Origin of the sequence: Methylobacterium oryzae (assembly GCF_021398735.1) — a bacterium.
GTDB lineage: Bacteria > Pseudomonadota > Alphaproteobacteria > Rhizobiales > Beijerinckiaceae > Methylobacterium.
This window is the reverse complement of sequence record NZ_CP090349.1, coordinates 1,430,897-1,450,018: the sequence shown is the minus strand read 5'-3', so window position 1 is coordinate 1,450,018 and position 19,122 is coordinate 1,430,897. Positions and strand designations below refer to the sequence as shown.

Sequence of the window (19,122 nt, the reverse complement as noted above, 5' to 3'; positions counted from 1 at the left end):
GCACCCGATCAACGCGATGCAGCCTATGCCTCACCGCCCGATCGTCCGTACGCTCGGCCGCCTCATCCTGAGCGCGGCCATAGCCCTCGGACTGTCCTCTCCGCTCGCGACCTCCGCCAGCGCGCAGGAGGCCGCGCCCGCCCCGGCGCCCGCCGAGGCGCGGCCGGCGCCGCAACTGCCGTCGCCGCAGTGCCGGCGCTACCGGGCTGAACTGGCCTCGCTCCAGAGCGGCGCCAGCACGACGCGCGCGCTCAACGACGAGATCGGTCGGCTCGAAGCCTATTTCCGCGGCCTGAACTGCGAGGGCGGCAAGTTCCTGTTCTTCGACACCCGGCCGCCCCAGTGCGGCGCGGTGGAGCAGCGCATCCGCGCGCTCAAGGCCACCTACGGCGGCGCCGTGATCGACGACAGCGGCGCCCGGAAGCGGGAGCTCCAGGGGCTGGTCGCGTCCACCTGCCCGCCGCGCGAGGCCTATGCCGGCTCCGGTGAGGCCTACGGCCGGGGCGGCCCGCAGATGGTCTGCGTGCGGACCTGCGACGGCGGCTACTTCCCGATGAAGAACCTGCCAGAGGGCCGCGGCGGCGCCGACGAGATGTGTCAGGCGCTCTGCCCGGGAACCGAGGCGCAGGCCTATTCCATGCCGTACGGCGACGACGCCCTGAAGCACGCCGCCACGGTGAAGGGCAGCCGAGCCTACACGAACCTCGCCAACGCCTTCAAATTCCGCAAGGAATTCGTGCCGAACTGCTCCTGCAAGCCGGAGGGCAAGTCCTGGGCGCAGTCTCTGGTGAAGGCCGAGAGCATGCTGGTCCGGCACAAGGGCGACATCTTCGTCACGCCGATGCAGGCCGAGGCCCTGTCCCGGCCGAAGGTGCGCCTGACCCTTGTCGGCCGGGCCGACCGGACCGCGGCGGAGCTCGCCGCCGACGCCGCCGGCCGCGCGGGCGTCGACACGAAGGGCGGCGCGGGACCCGGCCGCGACGATGCGGCGAAGATCCAACCTGCCGCGGCCGACGGCACGAAGGCCGCGGAGGCCGCGGAAGCCAAGCCGGATCACGTTGCCGTGCGCATCATCGCGCCCGACGTCATCGCGGTGCCCCAGCGCCTCACCCCCTGAGACTTGTTTCGCGCCGACGGGCGCGGAACCATACGCGACGTCCGGTGTTCGGCTCGGCCTGAACCGACACGAGACCGCGATGCGCCTGCTCCGCCTGATCCTCCTCACCGGCACGGTGCTGCCGGGCCTGACGCTCGTGCAGCTCGCAGACGCCGCGCCGGGCCGGATCCAGGTGGCGCAGGGCGGACCGGAGGAGCGCGGCCCCCGCGGCGGCGAACCCCCGCACGGCGGCCCGCGCCCCGAGCGGCCGCCGCAGGAGCGTCCCGGCCCGCCGCCGGGCCCACCGGCCGTGCGCGAGCGGCCCGAACCCCGGCCGGAGCGGGCGCCGCCGCCCCCGCGCGAGCGGCCCGAACCGCCCGCCCAGCGCCAGCCGCAGGCCGAACCGCCTCCGCGGGAGCGCGCGCCCGAGCGCCGGCCGGAGCCGCCGGCGGCCCGTCCCCCGGCGCCGGACCGGCAGGACCGCCAACCGGAGCGGCAGCAGGACCGACAGCAAGACCGGCGGGATCAGCAGCCGGACCGTCCGGACCGCGGGCCGCAGGATCGGCCCGGCCCGGGGCGGTCCGAGCGTCAGCAGGCGCCGGATCGCGAACAGGCTCCGCCGCCCCAGGGGCGGCCCGCGCCGGAGCGTCCGCCGGCCCCGCCGCAGCAGCGCCAGGCGCCCGACCGGGATCGCCCCGGTCCCGACGACCAGCCGAACCGTCCCGCGCAGCGCGACGCGGCCCCCGACCGGTCCGCGCCGGATCGCGGACCGCCGGGTCAGCGTCCGGGCGGTCCGGGTGCGCCCGGCGACCGGTCTCAGCCGCCGAACGCGCCCCCCGGCGCACCCGGTCGACCGGCCCAGCGCCCAGACGCGCAGCCCGACAACCGCCTGCCCGAGAACCGCGCCCAGCCGAATGGCGGTCCCGGCGCCGAGTCCGGCCGGCCGCAGGCGCCCAACGCCGCTCCGGGCGTTCCGGGACGGCCGTTCCAGCCGCAGGGAGCCCAGCCCGAGGGACGGGCGCCGGCCCAGCCCAACGGTGCTCCCGGCGCCGAGCCCGGACGGCCGGTGCCGCCCAACATGGCCCCCGGGATTCCGGGACGGCCGTTCGTGCCGCCGGGCCAGGCGCCCGCCCCCGGACAGGCCCCACCGCCCGGCGGACCGCAGCCCGGGACGGCCCCGGCACAGCCGGGACAGCCGCCCGCGGGCGGCCCGGGCGGTCCGGCCGACCCGAACGCCTTCAACCGGCCGGGACAGCCCGGCTACGTCCCCGGCGGTTTCCGCCAGAACGACGGCGTGCGCGACTTCGATCAGGTCCGCACAGACCGGCGCGAGTTCCGGGAGGATGGCCGGACCTATTACCGGGAGCCGGGCCGCATCATCGTGCAGGACCGCGACGGCTACCTGATCCGCCACGACGAGAACGAGCGCTTCCGCACCCTCGACCCGCGCGGCTACCGGTTCGAGCGGCAGGGCGCGGACTTCTACAGCTACGTCGACCGGCCCGGCGGCGAGCAGATCGTCACCGTCACGAACGATGACGGTCGGATGCTGCGCCGCTACCTCCGCTACCGCGACGGTCGCGAGCTCGTCCTGATCGACAACAGCTACGCCGGCCCGCTCCGCCCGATCTACGAGGACGTGGTGGTGCTGCCGCCGCCGGAGATCCGCATCCCGCGGGACCGCTACATCGTGGATTACGCCCAGGCCGACGAGGCGGAGGTCTACGAGGCGCTGACGGCGCCGCCCGTGGTGCAGGTCGACCGCCGGTACACGCTGGACCAGATCCGCTACAGCCCGGACCTCCGCGCCCGCCTGCGCTCGGTCGACATCAACACGATCACCTTCGACACCGGCTCGTTCACCGTCACGCCCGATCAGGCGGCCAAGCTGTCGGTGATCGCCGGCGCGATGAACCGCGCCATCCAGGCCAACCCGCGGGAGGTGTTTCTGATCGAGGGCTTCACCGACGCCGTCGGCTCCGCGCTTGACAACCTGTCGCTGTCCGACCGGCGCGCCCAGTCGGTGGCGACCGTGCTGACCGAGCAGTTCCGCGTGCCGCCGGAGAACCTGACCACCCAGGGCTACGGCGAGCAGTACCTGAAAGTGAACACGCAGGGCCCGTCGCGGGAGAATCGCCGCGTCGTCGTCCAGCGGATCACGCCGCTGCTGCAGCAGGGGCAAGGTCAGGGGCAGGGCCAGGCAGCGCCTCCGCCGCCTCCGCCGCCGCGCTAGGGCGGTCGCCGCGCGGGCCTGTCCTGCGCGGCAGTTGACCGTGCGGCCACAGCGCCTCACCACCGGTTGAGGACAGCGGCGCGGGACGGTCATGAACAGCGAGGCGGAGGACGGGCTCATCCGGTCGGGCACACCGGTCTTCCGCCGCACGGCTCTGGCCCTGGCGGCGGCCGGCTTCTCGACCTTCGCGGTGCTCTACGCGGTCCAGCCGCTCCTGCCCATCTACGCGGAGGATTTCGGCGTCTCGCCGGCCGCGAGCAGCCTCGCCCTGTCGCTGCCCTGCGGGCTGCTGGCGGTGGCGCTGCTCGTCGTCAGCCCGCTCTCGGAGATCTGGGGGCGCAAGCCGGTGATGCTGGCCTCGCTGGTCGCTTCGGCGGTGCTCACGGTCGTGGCCGCCCTGGTCCCCGGCTGGTACGGCTTCCTGGCGCTACGCGCGCTCACCGGGCTGACGGCCAGCGGACTCCCGGCCGTCGCCATGGCCTATCTCGCCGAGGAGATGGACGCCAAGGCCATCGGCCTGTCGATGGGCCTGCTCGTCGGCGGCAACGCGCTGGGCGGCATGTCGGGCCGCCTGATCAGCGGCGTGATGGCGGACTTCGTCAGCTGGCGCGCCGGGCTCGCGGTCATCGGCGGCCTCGCGCTCGCCGCCGCGCTGGCGTTCTGGCGCTGGCTGCCGCCCTCGCGCCGCTTCGTGCCGCGCCGGCTCGCCTGGGCGGAAGTCCCGGGCAGCTTCGCCCATCATTTCCGCGACGCCGGCCTGCCCTGGCTCTTCGCCGAGGCGTTCCTGCTGATGGGCGGCTTCGTCTGCATCTACAACTACATCGGCTTTCGCCTGCTCGAGCCGCCCTACGCGCTGAGCCAGGCGGTGATCGGGATGATCTTCTCGGTCTACCTCGCCGGTATGGTCAGCAGCCCTGTCACCGGCGAGCTGGCGAGCCGCTTCGGCCGCCGCCGTGTCCTCTGGGTCGCCACAGCCGTCGGCCTGGCCGGCATCGTGATGACGCTCTCGGACCGCCTGCTGCTGATCCTGGCCGGCATCGTAGTGACGACGGTAGGTTTCTTCGGCGCCCACGCGGTCGCGAGCAGCTGGGTCGGGCGGCGGGCGCTGCGCGACAGGGCCCAGGCCTCGGCGATCTATCTCGGCCTCTACTATCTGGGCTCGTCGGTCCTCGGGACCGCGGGCGGCTGGTTCTTCGCCCATTCCGGGTGGAACGGCGTGGTGCTGTTCGTGGGCGGGCTGTACGGTCTGGCGCTGATGATCGCCCTGCGGCTGTCCCGCCTGAAGCCGCTCGCGACCTGATCCGGGAGATCCGCCGATGAACGCCCGCAGCCACGCCCGACACGTCGTCGACCAGTTCGGCGCGCAGGCCTCCGCCTACGTGACCAGCGCCGTGCACGCCGCCGGCGCCGATCTCGACCGGATCGGCGAGCGGGTCCGCGCGCGACCGGGCCTGCGGGTGCTCGACCTCGGCTGCGGCGGCGGCCACGTCGCCTTCGCGGCGGCCGCCGCTGGCGCCGCCGTCACGGCCTACGACCTGTCGGCCGAGATGCTGGCGGCGGTCGCGGCCGAGGCGGCCCGGCGGGGGCTCGACCGGATCGAGACCCGGCAGGGCGGCGCCGAGGCCCTGCCATTCCCCGACGCGAGCTTCGACGCCGTCCTGACCCGCTACAGCGCCCACCACTGGCGCGACGTGCCGGCGGCCCTGGCGGAGGCGCGACGGGTGCTGCGGGCGGACGGGTTCCTCATCGTCAGCGACATCGTCGCGCCCGAGGATCCGCTGCTGGACACGCACCTGCAGGCGCTGGAGCTGCTGCGCGACCCCTCGCACGTGCGCGACTACCGGGCGTCGGAATGGCGGGCCCTGCTGGAGGCGGCCGGATTCGCGCCCGGCGACGCGACGCCGAGCCGGCCGCGCATGGAGTTCGCGAGCTGGATCGCCCGGATGCGGACGCCGGAGACCCACGTCGCGGCGATCCGGGCGCTGCAGGTCACCGCGCCCGCGGAAGTCGCGGCGCATTTCGCCATCGAGGCCGACGGCAGCTTCCTGCTCGACGCCGCGCTGATCGAGGCGCGCCCGAAGCCCGGCCGCTGATCGCTCAGGCGGTCGCGCCGGAGAGCCGGCACGCCGCCCGCTCCCGCCCGATCAGCGGCAGCAGGCCGGCGAGGTCCGGCCCGTGCTCCAGGCCGGTGAGGGCGAGCCGGAGCGGCATGAACAGGCCGCGGCCCTTGGCCCCGGTGCGGGTCCGGATCTCGGTCGTCCACGCCTTCCAGGTCTCCGGGCCGAACGGCTCGGGCGGCAGGGTCTCGCGGGCGGCCGCGATCACGGCGGGCTCGGTGAGCACCGGCTCGACGGGACCGGCCACGACCCGCCACCAGTCGGCCGCCTCCGCGACGCGCCCGAGATTGGCCCGCACCGCGACCCAGAACGCCTCGGCCCGATCCTCCGGGATCCCCAGAGCCGCGAGGCGCGCGGCCGCCTCCGGGTACGGCATGACGTGGACCAGGCGGGCGTTAAGGCCGTCGAGCTCCGCCGGGTCGAACCGGGCCGGCGCCCGCGAGATCTCGCCGAGATCGACGAGGCTCGCGAGGGTGTCGAGGTCGGGCACCGCCCGCACCGATTCGGCCGAGCCGGTGAGGACCGCCAGCGAGCGCACCGCCGCGGGCTCGTAGCCGGCCTCGCGCAGGCCGCGCAGCGACAGGTGGCCGAGGCGCTTCGACAGCCCCTCCCCGTCGGCCGTCGTCAGCAGGTTGTGGTGGCCGAAGACCGGGATGGGCGCGCCCAGGGCCTCGAAGATCTGCACCTGCACGCCGGTGTTGGTGACGTGGTCCTCGCCGCGGATGACGTGGGTGATCCCGAGATCGGCGTCGTCCACCACCGACGGCAGCGTGTAGAGGTAGCTGCCGTCGGCGCGGATCAGCACCGGGTCCGACAGGGACGCGCAGTCGACATGGGCCGGCCCGCGGACGAGGTCGTCCCAGCCGACGGTCCGCGCCTCGAGCAGGAACCGCCAGTGCGGCCGGCGGCCCTCGGCCTCCAGCGCCGCCCGCTCCTCGGCGGTCAGCCGCAGCGCCGCCCGGTCGTAGATCGGCGGCTGGCCGCGGCCGAGCTGGCGCCTGCGGCGGCGCTCCAGCTCCTCCGGCGTCTCGTAGCAGGGGTAGAGCCTCCCCGCTGCGCGCAGGCGGTCGGCGGCGGCGTCGTGCTGCGCCGTGCGGTCGCTCTGCCGGGCGAACAGGTCGGGCACGATGCCGAGCCACGCGAGATCCTCGCCGATCGCCTGGGCGAAGGCCTCCGTGGAGCGCTCCGCGTCGGTATCGTCGAGGCGCAGCAGGAAGCGGCCGCCGGTCCGGCGGGCGAACAGGGCGTTGAGCAGGGCCGGCCGGGCATTGCCGATATGGAGATACCCGGTCGGCGAGGGTGCGAAGCGGACGAGAGTCATGGCCCGCTCTCTAGCCGATCTGCGCGGGAATGTGCGCGGGACTTCGCGATCACACCGGCCGGATGCGCCGCCCCGCGGCGCCCGCTACCCAGGACGCGGGAAACCCGGCAGAAGGGCGCGCGTGGTGCGGTGCAGGATGTGAGCGGCATGGCGACGGACGAGACGGCCGACATCGTGGTGGTCGGCGGTGGGATGGTCGGCCTCGCCAGCGCCATCGCGCTGAGGGACCGCGGGCTCGACGTGGTGCTGCTGGATCCCGGCGAGGCGCGGGCCCGGACCTCCTACGGCAATGCCGGCGTGGTCAGCCGCGGCTCGATCCTGCCGATGTCGAGCCCGGCCCTGTGGGGCAAGCTCCCGGCCTACCTGCGCAACGCCGATCGCGGCCTGCGGCTGCACTACGGGCATCTCCCGCGGATCGTGCCCTACACGGCGCACTTCCTCGCCGCCGCGCGCGCCTCGCGCTGGCGCCGCGCCGCGGAGGCGCTGCTGCCGCTGACCAGCGCCGCCTATCCGGCCCACGAGCGGCTGGCGGCCCGGGCCGGGACCGGCGACCGGCTACAGCGGACGGGTTGGATCAAGGCCTACCGCACCGAAGCGGCCTTCGCGTCCGCCGCCCTCGAGCGCGAGATCCTGGCCGGGCACGGGGTCGCCTTCGACATCCTCGACACCGCGGCGCTGCGCGCGCTCGAGCCGGCGCTGGTGCGGCCCTACGCGCGGGCCATGCTGCTCACCGAGACGGGGTCGGTCCGCGAGCCCGGCCGGCTCATCGAGGCGTGCGAGGCCCTGTTCACCGGTTTCGGCGGCCGCCGCCTGCGGGGCAGCGTCGCCCGGCTGGAGCCCCAGGCGGACGGCTGGCGCGTCGATCACGACGGCGGCGCGGTGCGGGGCCGACAGGTGGTCCTCGCGGCCGGCGCCGCGTCCGGGGCGATCGCCCGGACCCTGGGCTACCGTTTCGCCGTTGCGGCCGAACGCGGCTACCACCGCCACTACGCCCTGCATCCGGACAGCCCGCCGCTGACCCGGCCGATCCTCGACACGGGCGCGGGCTCGATCCTGTCGCCGATGGGCGAGCACCGGGTCCGGGTCCTGTCCGGTGTCGAGCTCAACGCGCGCGCCGCCGCTCCCGACCACACCCAGATCGATGCGGCGTCCCGGGAGGCGGCCTCCACCCTTCGGCTCGGCGGCCCGCTGGACAACGCGCCGTGGCTCGGCTCCCGGCCGTCGACCCCCGACGGGATGCCGGTGATCGGCCGCGCCCCCCGGCACGACGGCCTGCTCTTCGCCTTCGGCCACGGCCATATCGGCCTGTCCACCGGCCCGATCACCGGCGAGATCGTCGCCGACCTCGCCACCGGCCGGGAACCGGCCGTGCCGGTCGCGGCCTTCGCGCCGGAGCGGCTCCTGCGCTGGCCGCGGCTGCTCTGAGAGCCGCGTCCCTCAGCGCCAGTCGTAGGGGTTGTAGGGCTCGAGCGCGGCCTCGACCTTCCGCAGGATATCCGGCTGGCGCTGGAGGTCGGCCTCCCGGACGAGTGCCCGGAGGAAGGCCTGCGGGCCGTGCTCCAGGTCGCGCGTCAGGCCGCTGTAGCGGTCGGCCGGCTCGACATGGGCGGGATTGACCGCGACGCGGTAAGCGAGGCCGCAGGTCGGCGGGTCGATCCCCAGGCGATAGCAGATCCGCACCCGGGCGAAGGGGACGTCCGGGCGGTAATCGACCCGGTAGCCGCCGAGACGGAAGGCGCCGCCGGTCGCGCGCTCGGCATAGGCCAGCGTCCGCGCCACCGTGGTGAAGCCGGCGGTGCGCCGGTCGCGCACGAGGTCGATCGCCGCCCGTTCCGTGGGCACGAAGGATTGCGCGCAGGCCGGGCCGGACACCAGCGCGACCAAGAGTGCAGGGACGGCGAGTCTCATGGCTTCTTCATGCAGACCGCGACGGGCTGGGCATCCTTGGCGGCCTTGGCGGTCATGTCGAGGCAGCCGACCGTGGACACGCCGTCCGTGACGGTCACCGACGGCACAACCGCCATGCCTCGGCAGTAAGCGCCAATCAATTCCTCGTCACGGCGGCACGCCACGTCGAGGCGCACCTGGCTGTTCAGGGACGGTCCCGGCGGCCCGGCCGGTCCGGCCGGGCCCGGGTCGCCCGCGGGGCCGCGGGCGCCGGTGGCGCCGTTCACCCCCGCCGGCCCGGCCGGCCCCGCCGGTCCCCGATCACCCTTCGCACCGGGAGGTCCGGCCGGTCCCGGCTTCGGGGCATCGCAGGCGGCGAGCGCGAGCGCCACCGCGCCGACCACGAGCGCGATCAGGGGGGATCTCATGGGGTTCTCCGGCAGGCCTGCGCGCGGGGAACTGGCGCGCGCAGGCGGTGCGTCAACAGCGCGTCGCCGACACGCCGGCCCTATTACAACCAAAAGTAGTGGCCCTTTGATAACCCTGGTCTAGTCGATCGGATTAAGAGTTTCGCAAAAGCTTGGCGTCACATCGGATGAGATGTCTACTTCCGAGTGATCTGCTCGCATATGAACAGCCGAGGACTTGTAGGAACGCAGGTCAGAGTGACGCCAGGTTGCCTTCTGGCGCGCCTCGGGCGCGACACCGGGGGCGCGGCCGCGGTGGAGTTCGCCCTCGTGGCCCTGCCCTTGCTGGCGCTGTGCGGCGCGATCATCCAGATCGTGTTCCAGATGTGGGCGACGCAGAATTTCGATCGCGCGCTCCAGAACGCGGTCCGGACGATCTTCACCGGCCAGTTCCAGCTCGACACAGCGGGCCAGACCAATCCGGCGACCGTGCTCGCGACCCTGAAGGCTAGGATGTGCGGATCGGCCGTCAGCCCCGTGCCCACCGTGTTCAACTGCCAGAACGTCAAGATCGACGTCGCGACCTCGAGCAGCTTCGCGAGCGCGACCGCGAACAAGCCGATCGACACCGCCACGGGCACGTGGAGCACGAGTTTCGGCTCCAACTACAAATGCGCTTCGCCCGGGACGATCGTGATCGTCACCGCGGCGGTGCCGTTCCCGACCTTCTTCAACCTGATGGGCCTCAACACGAAGCAGTTCACCAGCGGATCCGCGGAGGGATCGAGCCTGCTGACCTCCACGGCGGTGTTCCGCACCGAGCCCTACCAGATCGTCGGAGCGAGCCCGTGCCCGTCCTCACCGTCCTGACCCGGCGGGCGGCACGGCTCCGGCACGACAGGCGCGGCGGCGCGGCCGTCGAGTTCGCCGTCATCCTGCCGATCCTGCTCGCGATCTGGGCGGGCATGACCGAGGTGACGCACGCCATCGACGAGTGGCGCAAGCTGACGCAGCTCGGCCGCACCGTGGCGGACCTGACGGCGCAGGGCGACACACAGAACCCGATCAGCACCACCGTGATGAACGACATCCTCGCCTCCGCCACGGCGGTGATGCGCCCGTTCGACACGTCGAAGGTCAAGATCGTGGTCAGCGCGATGGGCACCGACGCGAAGGACCCGAGCGGTCCTCCGGTGGTCTGCTCCAGCGTCGCCAACACCAATGGGACCGCGCGGAGCCCGGGCCCCGCGCCCAGCCTGACCGTGCCGGACGGCTACCGGATGCCGGGCATGCGCTACGTCCTGGCTGAGGTCAGCATCAGCTACACGCCGATGATCGGGAGCGCGCTGGTCAAGCTCGCCAAGGGCGTGAGCAACACGATCACGTTCACCAGCAGCGCGCCGTGGCCGACCCGCGGCGGCCAGGCCTACGGCACCAGCACCTACACGGAAGTCGTCCTGCCGGACGACAAACAATCGAACTGCGATGGCACGAAGATCGTTCGCAAAACCTGACGGCCGCCCCGAGCGGCGCCGCGACATCCTGCGCGACCGCGGCGGCAACGTCGCCCTGCTGTTCGCGTTCCTGAGCGTGCCGATGGTAATGGTCGGCGGCGCGGCGATCGATTACGGCTTCGCCACGCGGCTGGAGACGAAGCTCCAGGCCGCGGCCGACGCCACGGCGCTGCTGCTCTGCCAGACGCCGCTGACGACGTCCGAGACCGAACTCAACGCCCTGGCGCAGACGACAATGACCGGTGCCATGGGGGCGGCGAGCCTCGTGGTCGACCGGCTGGCCATCACCAGCAGCCCGCGCAAGATCACGCTGACCGCTCACAAGCAGTCGACGACCTTCTTCGGCGGCCTGACCGGGACCCAGCGCATCAACCCGGGCGCCGTCTCGCAATGCGCCACGCCGCTGCCGAAGACTTTCGAGATCGCGCTCGTGCTCGACAACACGGGCTCGATGGCCGCCTCGAGCGGGGGACAGTCGAAGCTTCAGGCCGTCCAGACGGCCGCGACCGACTTCGTCAACTACGTCTACACCAGCCCAGCCTTCTCCAGCGCGAGCAAGATCTCCATCGTGCCGTTCGCCGCGTCTGTGGCTGTCAATCCAGCCACCTATCGTTACGCGACCTGGATCGATCAAGCTGCGCAATCCAGCTATCACTGGCTCAACGTCAACGGCCTTCAGGGCACGGGCATCACCAATCGCTTCGACATCTTCTCGAAGTTGCAGGCGGCCAACTCCGGCTGGGCCTGGGCGGGATGCCTCGAAACACTGCCCTATCCCCTGAACGTTCAAGATGGCGCACCGACCGCGAGCAACAAAGATTCTTATTATCTCCCGCTCTTCGCCCCCGACGAGCCGGGTGACGGCTCGTCGGAATATAGCGAATACTCGACCAAAAACTCATCGAGTATCAGCTTCAACAGCTATATCGACGATTATACGAACAGCCCCGATTGCCCCAAGCCGACCCGGGACACGTCATTCTCGACGGCCGAGGCGCGTGCATGCAAGTATCTCAGCCCCCGCGATCCGTCGCCCACCTCGCGAAACCGCTACACGGGTATTCCCAACGGGCCGAATTTCGGCTGCACGACCCAGCCGCTTCAGCGACTGACCAGTGATACCACGACGCTCAAGAACCTGATCAACCTGATGGTAGCCTCAGGCTCGACCAATATTCATGAAGGTTTCATGTGGGGATGGCGCACGCTTTCCCCGAACAGCGTGTTCGCAGACGGCGCGCGCTACTCCTCGAACAGCGCCAATTCCGACCTCAGCACGATCAACAAGATCATGATCCTCATGACAGACGGGGAAAATACCTGGCCCGTAAATTCGAACCCGTCCTACAATAAATCCATGTACTTTCCCTTCGGATATTTTACGAACGCCGATGGATCGAACCCGAATTCGCGGCTTCCGCCCAGCAATCAAAATATTTCGAATGCCCGCACAGCGCGGGATGCGCTCGACAAACTGACAGCCCTCGCGTGCAGCAACGCGAAGACAAATAATATCTCGATCTACACGATCGGCTTCAGCGTCCCGGCGGATCCGATCGACTCGGCCGGCCAGACGCTGCTGCGGAACTGCGCCTCGTCACCGGACCAGTTCTACCTCGCCAACTCGTCCGACGACCTGATCAAGGCCTTCAAGTCGATCCAGGCCAGCATCGGCGCGCTGAGGCTGACTCAGTAGGCGCCGCGCCGGCGCTGCGCGGGATCCGGCGCGCGGGCCGGACCCGGTCAGTCGTCGCGGTAGACCCGCTCGCGGCGCTCGTGCCGCTCCTGCGCCTCGAGGGACAGGGTGGCGATCGGGCGCGCGTCGAGGCGGCGCAGGGAGATCGGCTCGCCGGTCTCCTCGCAGAACCCGTAGGATCCGTCCTCGATTCGGGCCAGCGCCGCGTCGATCTTGCCGGTGAGCTTGCGCTGGCGGTCCCGGGCCCGCAGCTCGATCGCCCGGTCCGTCTCGGAGGACGCGCGGTCGGCGAGGTCGGGGTGGTTCTCGTTCTCGCTCTGCAGAGCCACCAGCGTATCCTGCGCCTCGCGCAGGATGTCGTTCTTCCAGCTCAGCAGCTTGCGCCGAAAATATTCGCGCTGCCGGTCGTTCATGAAGGGCTCGTCGTCGGACGGGACGTAGCCGTCCTCCAGCTGCACCTTCGCCATGCGTCACCCTCGCTGGATGGTAAACCGCCCACCAGGGGATGGCCGGTGTGCGGCGATAACGTGAGGTGCCGTATAGTCGAGGTGCCTCATCGCCACAACGCACACGGATGCAGGGGCTGTAACTGGCTGTCACTGCATCGCCGCGTGCGGCAAACAGGCCACGGTACAGATGTTTTACGCTGTCATCTGGTCCGCAACCGTACGATCGCCTCGGCGATCTCGGTCGTCAGGCTCCGGGCGATCGGCAGCCTGTAATGGGTCTGGTCGAAGAACTGGTCGGGATCGGCCGCCGCGGGGCGGCCGTCGCGCCAGTCGACCACCGTGCTGAGCGCGTGGGTCGCCAGCACCGTGTGCACCTCGGCCCGGCAGGCCGCCTCGGCCCGCGCCCGAGGGCTGCCGGGCGGCGGCTCGCCGCGGGCGTAGACCGGCGGGAACACCACCACGACCGGCGTCTCCGCCGGGATCCGGGTCAGTTCGGCGCGCAGGCGCGCCGCGATCGGAAACGGGCCGCCGTGCCGCGGCTCCGGCTCGGGCCCGACCGGCTTCTCCAGCGCCGCCTTCTTGGCGGGATCGACGCCGAAGCCCTGGCTCAGGTAGTTGCGCTCGTAATCCCACCAGCCGTCGGCCGCGGCGGTCTTGCGGCGCGGGTTCAGGAGCCAGCCGATGCGGTTGACCGTCTCCTGCGCGGCCGAGAAGCGGATCAGCCCGCGCAGGTAGGCGGGCCAGTCCCCCACGAGCCAGTAGGGAAAGCCGTGCTCGCTCGGGAAGGACGGGTCGTCCGCGCACCAGAACGCGTCAGCCGAGAGCACGATCGCGGCGGGGCGGGCGTGGTGCTGCAGGTACCATCCCAGCAAGGCGAACTGCTCGGACGGGCCGGTGGCCGGCACCGAGAGCTGGAGGAACGGGATGCCGGTGAGCCGGGTCAGTGCCGCCGGCTCGATGAGCTGGATGTGCGAGTTGCCGATCACCACGCCCGCGTAGGCCGGATCGCGGCCGCGGACGGCCGAGGCCGTGCGGGGCCCCTGCGGCCGCACGGCCCCCCGGGACAGCAGCGTCGAGCGGCCGGTATCGTAGGGGTCGACCAGCACCGCGAGGGCCAGGTAGCCCGCGAAGAGGCCGACCATCGACAGGGCCAGGGCGCGGGCGAAGCCGCGCCAGTCCCTGTCGGTCGTGGGGGGTGCGGGCGCCATCCTCAGAACTGGAAGTAGATGAACTCGTAGTTCGCATCGTCGCCGATCTTCAGCAGGACGAGCACGAACAGCAGCGCGAAGCCGAAGGCGAGGAGCCGGCGCGGCGGCAGCCGGTGCACCGCGTTCCAGGCGGTGGGCCCGACCGTCGCGACCAGGGCGGCGATGGCGATGGTGCGCCACTTGAAGCCGGAGCCCCTCGGCGCGAGCCCGAAGAGTCCTTTGAAAATCGCGAGGGCCGCTTCGAAGCTCGTCGCGCGGAAAAGAACCCAGGTCAGCACGACGAACAGGCTGGTGAGCGCCCAGCCGAGCGGCGCGGGGATCGCGATCCGGGCCCGGCGCGCCAGGACACCGGCCCCGAGGCCGATCCCGTGCAGCGCCCCCCAGGCGAGGAAGGTCAGGCCGGCCCCGTGCCAGAGGCCGCCGAGCGTCATCGTGGCGACGAGCGCCCCGACCTGCCGCGGCAGCCCGCGGCGGTTCCCGCCCATCGGGATGTAGAGGTAGTCGCGCAGGAAGCGCGACAGGGTCATGTGCCAGCGCCGCCAGAAGTCGCGGAGCGACGTGGCCCGGTAGGGCGCGTCGAAGTTCTGCGGCAGGACGAGGCCGAACAGCAGCGCGATGCCCAGCGCCATGTCGGTGTAGCCGGAGAAGTCGAAGTAGATCTGGAACATGAAGCCGAGCGTCGCCTGCCACGCCTCGACCACCGTGACGGCCTTGCCGGCAGCGGCGGCCTGGAACACCGGGTTCACGTATTCCGCGAGCGGATCGCCGAGAAACACCTTCTTGGCGAGGCCGACGGTCAGCAGCATCAACCCGCGGGCGAAGCGCTCGGCGGCGTCGGGCCGCGCGTAGGGCGCCTCGTCGAACTGGTGCATGATCTCGCTCCAGCGCACGAGCGGGCCGGCGAGAACCTGCGGGAAGAACGCGATGTAGAGGGCGTATTTCACGAGCCCGAAGCCCGGCGCCCGGCCGGCCCGCAGGTCGGCGAGATACATGATGTGGTGGAAGGTGAAGAACGAGATGCCGAGCGGCAGGGCGAGACCGAGCCGCTGCGCTTCCAGGCCGGGGATCAGGTTGGCGAGGTCGGCCGCGAAGTCGAGGTACTTGAACACGCCGAGCAGCGCGAGGTTGGCGGCGATCGCCGCCGGGATCAGCCAGCGGCCGGGCCACCGGCGATAGGCGCGCGCCACGCACCAGTTCGCCAGGATCGAGCCGGCCAGCAGCGGCACGAACCGGACGTCCCACCAGCCATAGAACACGAAGGACAGGGCGACGAGGAGCGGCAGCCGCCACGCGGGCGCGGCGCGCGCCACCAGCCCGTGCAGGATCAGCGCGGCCGGCAGGAAGGCGAGGAGGAAGACGAAGGAGTTGAACAGCATCGGGCGAGGCGGCGCGGAGGAGCCCGGATGGGCCGCCGTTGTCTCCGAGCGGGAGGGACCGCCTTGTCGAGGATCAAGGCCGGCCCGTCAATCGCCGCAGAGGCGGCGCGCCCGGCCGGGCGCGGCCTCACGCTCCGCGGCTGGCCGCCTCGATGGTCAGGCCCAGTCCCACCGAGCCGAACGTGTCGCCCTCCACCACCCGGGCGGCCGGCAGCGCGGCCCTCAGCGCGGCGCGCAGGTGCGGCAGGCCGGTGGAGCCGCCGGTGAGGAACAGGGCGTCGACCCGGTCGGCCGTCAGCTCCGCCTGCGCGAGGCAGCGCGCGATCCGGGCCGCGACGGCGCGGGCGAGGTCCCCCGTCTGGGCGGACAGGGTCGCGCGATCCACCGGGACCGCGAGCCCGGGCTCCAGGAGGCCGAGGTCGAGCAGGGTCGCGTCCTGTTCGGACGCCGCGATCTTGGCGCTCTCCACTGCCCCGGCCAGGGCGTGACCGCGCTCGCCCTCCACCGCCTCGCGCAGCCGCGCGAGCAGGTCGGGCCGGGCGCCGTCGCGGATGACCTCGTCGATCTCGCGCAGGGTCTTCTGATTGTAGAGGCGGTTGATCGCCGACCACGTGGCGAGGTCGTGGTAGTAGGCGTTCGGCACCGCGAGGTCGCCGCGGCGCATCGGGCTTCCGAGGCCCAGGAGCGGCATCACCGTTCCGAGGCTGAGCTGTCGGTCGAAATCGGTGCCGCCGATCCGCACCCCGTCGTTGGCCAGGATGTCGCCGGCCCGGTCCGGCCGCCCCCGCCGCTCCGGCGCGAGGCGCACGATGGAGAAGTCCGAGGTGCCGCCGCCGATGTCGGCGACGAGGGCGATCTCCTCCGCGCGGACCTGGCGCTCGTAGTCGAGTGCCGCGGCGATTGGCTCGTACTGGAACGAGACCTCCCGGAAGCCGACGTCGCGGGCGATGTCGCGCAGCGTGTCCTCCGCGCGGCGATCCGCCTCCGGGTCGCCGTCGACGAAGTGGACCGGGCGGCCGTGGACCACCGTGTCGAGGCTCTGGCCGCTGGCGGCCTCCGCCCGCGCCTTCACGGCGGTGAGGTAGCGGGCGATGACGTCGCGCAGGCGCAACCGCTGGCGGCCGACCGGGGTCGCCTCATCCATGAGCGGCGTGCCGAGCACGGATTTCAGCCCGCGCATCAGCCGGCCGGACCGGCCCTCGACATAGGCCGCCGTGGCGGCCCGGCCGATGATCGGCTCCCGTCCGAGCTCGAAGAAGATCGCGCTCGGGATTGTCCGGTGCGCGCCCTCCAAGGGCAGCAGCGTCGGGCCGTCCGGGCCAAGATGCCCGAGCGTGGTGTTCGACGTGCCGAAATCGAGGCCGCAGGCCGCCATCGTGTTGTGGATCCGGGACTGGAGAGAAGGGCCGTGGGCCTACAGGGCCGCCATGTCGGGGTCCAGGGCGGAAGAGCGGAGCCTGGGGCTCCCGCAAGGGGGTTGACGGCCCGATCGCGCACCGGCGGCGGAGCCACGCCGCGGACCGACGCCCGCATGCGGCCCACACGCGGCCCACATGCGGGAAGCGTGGACAGTGCCGCGGCGGCACACCCGGACCCGCCGGGCCGTGCTATGAGGCCCCATGCGTTCCGACATCGATCTCGGCCTGACCGGCGAGCGCCCCGCGCTCCTCGACCTCACCGAACTGCTCGCCACGCGGCTCCTGGTTCAGGGCAATTCCGGGTCCGGCAAATCGCACCTGCTGCGGCGGCTGCTCGAGCAGAGCGCCGGCCTCGTGCAGCAGGCGATCATCGATCCGGAGGGCGACTTCGCCAGCCTCGCCGACCGCTACGGCCACGTCGTGGTGGAGGCCGACGGCGACGACGTCGCCCTGCAGCGGATCGCCGCCCGGGTGCGGACCCACCGGGTCTCGGTGGTGCTGTCGCTGGAGAATCTCGACGCCGACGGCCAGATGCGGGCCGCCGCCGCCTTCCTGGGCGGCCTGTTCGACGCCGACCGCGACCATTGGTACCCGATGCTGGTGGCCGTGGACGAGGCGCAGCTCTTCGCGCCCGCGGCCGCCGGCGAGGTCTCAGACGAGGCCAGGCGCCTGTCGCTCGGCGCGATGACCAACCTCATGTGCCGCGGCCGCAAGCGCGGGCTCGCCGGCATCATCGCCACGCAGCGCCTCGCCAAGCTCGCCAAGAACGTCGCGGCCGAGGCCTCGAACTTCCTGATGGGCCGGACCTTCCTCGACATCGACATGGCACGCGCCGCCGACCTCCTCGGGCTGGAGCGCCGGCAGGCCGAGACGTTCCGTGACCTACCGCGCGGGCATTTCGTGGCCCTGGGACCGGCCCTGTCCCGGCGCCCGCTCACCATCGCGGTCGGGCCGACCCAGACCGTGAGCCGGAGTTCCTCGCCGGTCCTCGTGCCGCTGCCCGACGCCCTGGAGGATGCCCGCGCGCTGATCCTCACAGCGAGCCCCGCCGAGACCGTCGCGCCGCTGGCGCCGCGGCCGAAGCCGCGCCCCGCGCCGGCGCCAGACGTGCTCGTCCAGCTCGCCAATTACCGTCCGCCGGCTCCGGCGGAGGAGCCGGAGGAGGAACCCATGGACCCGGAGGCCCGCGAGGCGGCGCTCGCCGAGGTGCTGGCCTCCGTGCTGGCGGATGCCGACGCCGCCGCCTGCACTCCCGCCACGCTCTACCAGGACTTCACGGTCCGCTGCCGGATCCGGCGCCTGCGCGGCGACACGATGGGTCTGCCCGAGTTCAAGCGGCGCCTCGCGGTCGCGCGGGCCGAGGCCGGCGGCGCGGTCGCGGACAATTCCGGCTGGGAGCAGGCCCAGGCGATCGCGGCCGGCCTGCCGGACGACCTCGCCGGCCTGTTCCTCGTGGTCGCGCGGGCCGCCATCGAGGGCGCCCCCTGCCCCACCGACACCGTGCTGGCCGAGGCCTACGGCACCAGCTCGGGCGGCCGGGCGCGGCGGATGCTGGCCTATCTCGAGGAGCGCGGCGCCATCGTCACCCGCAAGGACCTGCGCGGCGCACCGATCATCGCGGTGCCGGATCTCGGCGTCGAGACCGGACCGGGCGAGCCGCAGATGCTGCCGACGGGCCCGAAGCGGCGGGCGGGGTAGCGGGATCGGGCGCTCGCCGGGCGCGGTACCGGGATGCGCCCAGGGTCAGGGGCGGAAGCCCGGTCAGACGCGCCGGGCCATCTCCAACTTGGCGAGTTCCACCGCGGCGCGCAGTTCGATCTCGGCCATCAGGCCGTCGAGCCGGGGATCCCCCGAGAGGCCGGCACGCTCGTTCAGGCGGCCGGCGATGGCGCGCAGATCCTGCGGCGCGACGCGGCCGCCGAGCAGTGCCGCCTTCAGCCGGTCGAGGCCGTCGAGGAGGTCCTGGCCGCGCTGGGCGGAGCGCCGCCGCCGCTCCTGGGGCGTGTCGGCCTCGGCCTGGAGAAGCAGGACCGCGTCGAGCCCGGCGAGCGTCGCGGCGGCGGCCGGCGCGCCGGCAGACGTCGTCGACGACGGGGCCGCGCCGAGGCTGAAGGCTGCGCCGCCCTCGGGCTTCCGGGCGGACGCGACACCGCCGGCGCTCTGGATCGGCTGGCGAGTCTCGACACGCATGATCCGGTTCGCGTTGCTCCAAGCGCCCCCGCGCAGAACCGGAAATTCGGCCGCCAGGGTTAAGCGCGGGTAAACAAGCCGGCAGAAGCTGCCGGGTCGGCAGGTTCGGTGCCGGCACCGCGAGGCGCGAGGCCAGACCTGGCCCGGAAAAACTTTGTTTTCTTCAATGGCTTGCACAGATCTGGCGGCTGGCACGACCCTGGCAGGATG

General features: G+C 72.5%; 17 protein-coding genes. 9 read left to right on the top strand and 8 right to left on the bottom strand.

Features of this window, described 5'->3' with window-relative positions; translation table 11 throughout:
• Nucleotides 1-25: 25 nt before the first annotated feature.
• From LXM90_RS06950 to LXM90_RS06935, 4 genes are all read left to right on the top strand, one after another.
• Nucleotides 26-1,117 (top strand): DUF2865 domain-containing protein, encoded by a 1,092-nt coding sequence (locus tag LXM90_RS06950; protein WP_091682036.1) that lies wholly within the window; start codon nucleotides 26-28, stop codon nucleotides 1,115-1,117.
• A 79-nt stretch (nucleotides 1,118-1,196) separates the two neighbouring features.
• Nucleotides 1,197-3,329 (top strand): OmpA family protein, encoded by a 2,133-nt coding sequence (locus tag LXM90_RS06945; protein ID WP_020092912.1) that lies wholly within the window; start codon nucleotides 1,197-1,199, stop codon nucleotides 3,327-3,329.
• Between the two features lie 91 nt (nucleotides 3,330-3,420).
• The gene (locus tag LXM90_RS06940; RefSeq protein ID WP_103984871.1) at nucleotides 3,421-4,629 is read left to right on the top strand and encodes an MFS transporter; all 1,209 of its coding nucleotides are present in this window, start codon (nucleotides 3,421-3,423) and stop codon (nucleotides 4,627-4,629) included.
• Nucleotides 4,630-4,645: 16 nt separating this feature from the next.
• Entirely contained in the window at nucleotides 4,646-5,422 is a 777-nt protein-coding gene (locus tag LXM90_RS06935) for a class I SAM-dependent methyltransferase (RefSeq protein ID WP_103984872.1), read from the top strand.
• A 4-nt stretch (nucleotides 5,423-5,426) separates the two neighbouring features.
• On the opposite strand, the gene LXM90_RS06930 is transcribed toward LXM90_RS06935, so the two are convergent.
• Nucleotides 5,427-6,767, bottom strand: coding sequence for a glutamate--tRNA ligase (locus tag LXM90_RS06930; RefSeq protein WP_020092915.1), 1,341 nt, complete (start codon nucleotides 6,765-6,767; stop codon nucleotides 5,427-5,429).
• A gap of 147 nt (nucleotides 6,768-6,914) precedes the next feature.
• Between LXM90_RS06930 and LXM90_RS06925 the strand changes: the two genes are divergently transcribed.
• On the top strand, nucleotides 6,915-8,192 hold the full coding sequence (locus LXM90_RS06925; protein WP_020092916.1) for an NAD(P)/FAD-dependent oxidoreductase: 1,278 nt from the start codon (nucleotides 6,915-6,917) through the stop codon (nucleotides 8,190-8,192).
• A gap of 12 nt (nucleotides 8,193-8,204) precedes the next feature.
• Here LXM90_RS06925 and LXM90_RS06920 read toward each other — a convergent pair whose 3' ends face one another.
• The gene (locus tag LXM90_RS06920) at nucleotides 8,205-8,675 is read right to left on the bottom strand and encodes a hypothetical protein (protein ID WP_234082156.1); all 471 of its coding nucleotides are present in this window, start codon (nucleotides 8,673-8,675) and stop codon (nucleotides 8,205-8,207) included.
• Nucleotides 8,672-9,082 carry a hypothetical protein gene (locus LXM90_RS06915; protein ID WP_020092918.1) on the bottom strand — a complete coding sequence of 137 codons (411 nt, stop codon included), beginning with the start codon at nucleotides 9,080-9,082 and terminating at the stop codon, nucleotides 8,672-8,674. Before LXM90_RS06915 ends, LXM90_RS06920 begins: the two co-directional genes overlap by 4 nt.
• 237 nt (nucleotides 9,083-9,319) lie before the next feature.
• Here LXM90_RS06915 and LXM90_RS06910 point away from each other — a divergent pair, with 237 nt between their 5' ends.
• Genes LXM90_RS06910 through LXM90_RS06900 form a run of 3 tightly spaced genes read left to right on the top strand, consistent with a single transcriptional unit; the run spans nucleotide 9,320 to nucleotide 12,271 of the window.
• Nucleotides 9,320-9,931, top strand: a complete 612-nt coding sequence (locus tag LXM90_RS06910; RefSeq protein ID WP_234082153.1) for a TadE/TadG family type IV pilus assembly protein — start codon at nucleotides 9,320-9,322, stop codon at nucleotides 9,929-9,931.
• Complete coding sequence (locus LXM90_RS06905; RefSeq protein ID WP_020092920.1) at nucleotides 9,910-10,575, top strand: TadE/TadG family type IV pilus assembly protein; 666 nt, start codon at nucleotides 9,910-9,912, stop codon at nucleotides 10,573-10,575. Before LXM90_RS06910 ends, LXM90_RS06905 begins: the two co-directional genes overlap by 22 nt.
• The gene (locus LXM90_RS06900; RefSeq protein ID WP_081636474.1) at nucleotides 10,547-12,271 is read left to right on the top strand and encodes a pilus assembly protein TadG-related protein; all 1,725 of its coding nucleotides are present in this window, start codon (nucleotides 10,547-10,549) and stop codon (nucleotides 12,269-12,271) included. The genes LXM90_RS06905 and LXM90_RS06900 overlap by 29 nt, the downstream gene beginning before the upstream one ends.
• A 47-nt stretch (nucleotides 12,272-12,318) precedes the next feature.
• Here LXM90_RS06900 and dksA read toward each other — a convergent pair whose 3' ends face one another.
• The 4 genes from dksA to LXM90_RS06880 form a co-directional block, all read right to left on the bottom strand.
• The gene (gene dksA, locus LXM90_RS06895; RefSeq protein ID WP_012322444.1) at nucleotides 12,319-12,738 is read right to left on the bottom strand and encodes an RNA polymerase-binding protein DksA; all 420 of its coding nucleotides are present in this window, start codon (nucleotides 12,736-12,738) and stop codon (nucleotides 12,319-12,321) included.
• A 182-nt stretch (nucleotides 12,739-12,920) separates the two neighbouring features.
• On the bottom strand, nucleotides 12,921-13,928 hold the full coding sequence (locus LXM90_RS06890; protein ID WP_020092922.1) for a hypothetical protein: 1,008 nt from the start codon (nucleotides 13,926-13,928) through the stop codon (nucleotides 12,921-12,923).
• A 2-nt stretch (nucleotides 13,929-13,930) separates the two neighbouring features.
• Complete coding sequence (locus tag LXM90_RS06885; protein ID WP_020092923.1) at nucleotides 13,931-15,304, bottom strand: MBOAT family O-acyltransferase; 1,374 nt, start codon at nucleotides 15,302-15,304, stop codon at nucleotides 13,931-13,933.
• Nucleotides 15,305-15,431: 127 nt separating this feature from the next.
• Nucleotides 15,432-16,679 carry an Hsp70 family protein gene (locus tag LXM90_RS06880; protein WP_020092924.1) on the bottom strand — a complete coding sequence of 416 codons (1,248 nt, stop codon included), beginning with the start codon at nucleotides 16,677-16,679 and terminating at the stop codon, nucleotides 15,432-15,434.
• Nucleotides 16,680-16,923: 244 nt separating this feature from the next.
• On the opposite strand from LXM90_RS06880, the gene LXM90_RS06875 reads away from it, so the two are divergent.
• Nucleotides 16,924-18,420 (top strand): ATP-binding protein, encoded by a 1,497-nt coding sequence (locus LXM90_RS06875; RefSeq protein WP_103984877.1) that lies wholly within the window; start codon nucleotides 16,924-16,926, stop codon nucleotides 18,418-18,420.
• 63 nt (nucleotides 18,421-18,483) lie between these two features.
• Here the strand turns inward: LXM90_RS06875 and LXM90_RS06870 are convergent, their stop codons facing one another.
• Complete coding sequence (locus LXM90_RS06870; protein ID WP_020092926.1) at nucleotides 18,484-18,912, bottom strand: flagellar assembly protein FliX; 429 nt, start codon at nucleotides 18,910-18,912, stop codon at nucleotides 18,484-18,486.
• Nucleotides 18,913-19,122: the final 210 nt, after the last annotated feature.

What these genes read in the sequence shown, in the direction of transcription:
- LXM90_RS06875 (WP_103984877.1), top strand. Translation starts at nt 16,924, where the DNA reads ATGCGTTCCGACATCGATCTCGGCCTGACCGGCGAGCGCCCCGCGCTC.
- LXM90_RS06920 (WP_234082156.1), bottom strand. Translation starts at nt 8,675, where the DNA reads ATGAGACTCGCCGTCCCTGCACTCTTGGTCGCGCTGGTGTCCGGCCCG.
- LXM90_RS06935 (WP_103984872.1), top strand. Translation starts at nt 4,646, where the DNA reads ATGAACGCCCGCAGCCACGCCCGACACGTCGTCGACCAGTTCGGCGCG.
- LXM90_RS06900 (WP_081636474.1), top strand. Translation starts at nt 10,547, where the DNA reads ATGGCACGAAGATCGTTCGCAAAACCTGACGGCCGCCCCGAGCGGCGC.
- LXM90_RS06940 (WP_103984871.1), top strand. Translation starts at nt 3,421, where the DNA reads ATGAACAGCGAGGCGGAGGACGGGCTCATCCGGTCGGGCACACCGGTC.
- LXM90_RS06870 (WP_020092926.1), bottom strand. Translation starts at nt 18,912, where the DNA reads ATGCGTGTCGAGACTCGCCAGCCGATCCAGAGCGCCGGCGGTGTCGCG.
- LXM90_RS06880 (WP_020092924.1), bottom strand. Translation starts at nt 16,679, where the DNA reads ATGGCGGCCTGCGGCCTCGATTTCGGCACGTCGAACACCACGCTCGGG.
- LXM90_RS06930 (WP_020092915.1), bottom strand. Translation starts at nt 6,767, where the DNA reads ATGACTCTCGTCCGCTTCGCACCCTCGCCGACCGGGTATCTCCATATC.
- LXM90_RS06890 (WP_020092922.1), bottom strand. Translation starts at nt 13,928, where the DNA reads ATGGCGCCCGCACCCCCCACGACCGACAGGGACTGGCGCGGCTTCGCC.
- LXM90_RS06950 (WP_091682036.1), top strand. Translation starts at nt 26, where the DNA reads ATGCCTCACCGCCCGATCGTCCGTACGCTCGGCCGCCTCATCCTGAGC.
- LXM90_RS06885 (WP_020092923.1), bottom strand. Translation starts at nt 15,304, where the DNA reads ATGCTGTTCAACTCCTTCGTCTTCCTCCTCGCCTTCCTGCCGGCCGCG.
- LXM90_RS06945 (WP_020092912.1), top strand. Translation starts at nt 1,197, where the DNA reads ATGCGCCTGCTCCGCCTGATCCTCCTCACCGGCACGGTGCTGCCGGGC.
- LXM90_RS06915 (WP_020092918.1), bottom strand. Translation starts at nt 9,082, where the DNA reads ATGAGATCCCCCCTGATCGCGCTCGTGGTCGGCGCGGTGGCGCTCGCG.
- dksA (WP_012322444.1), bottom strand. Translation starts at nt 12,738, where the DNA reads ATGGCGAAGGTGCAGCTGGAGGACGGCTACGTCCCGTCCGACGACGAG.
- LXM90_RS06925 (WP_020092916.1), top strand. Translation starts at nt 6,915, where the DNA reads ATGGCGACGGACGAGACGGCCGACATCGTGGTGGTCGGCGGTGGGATG.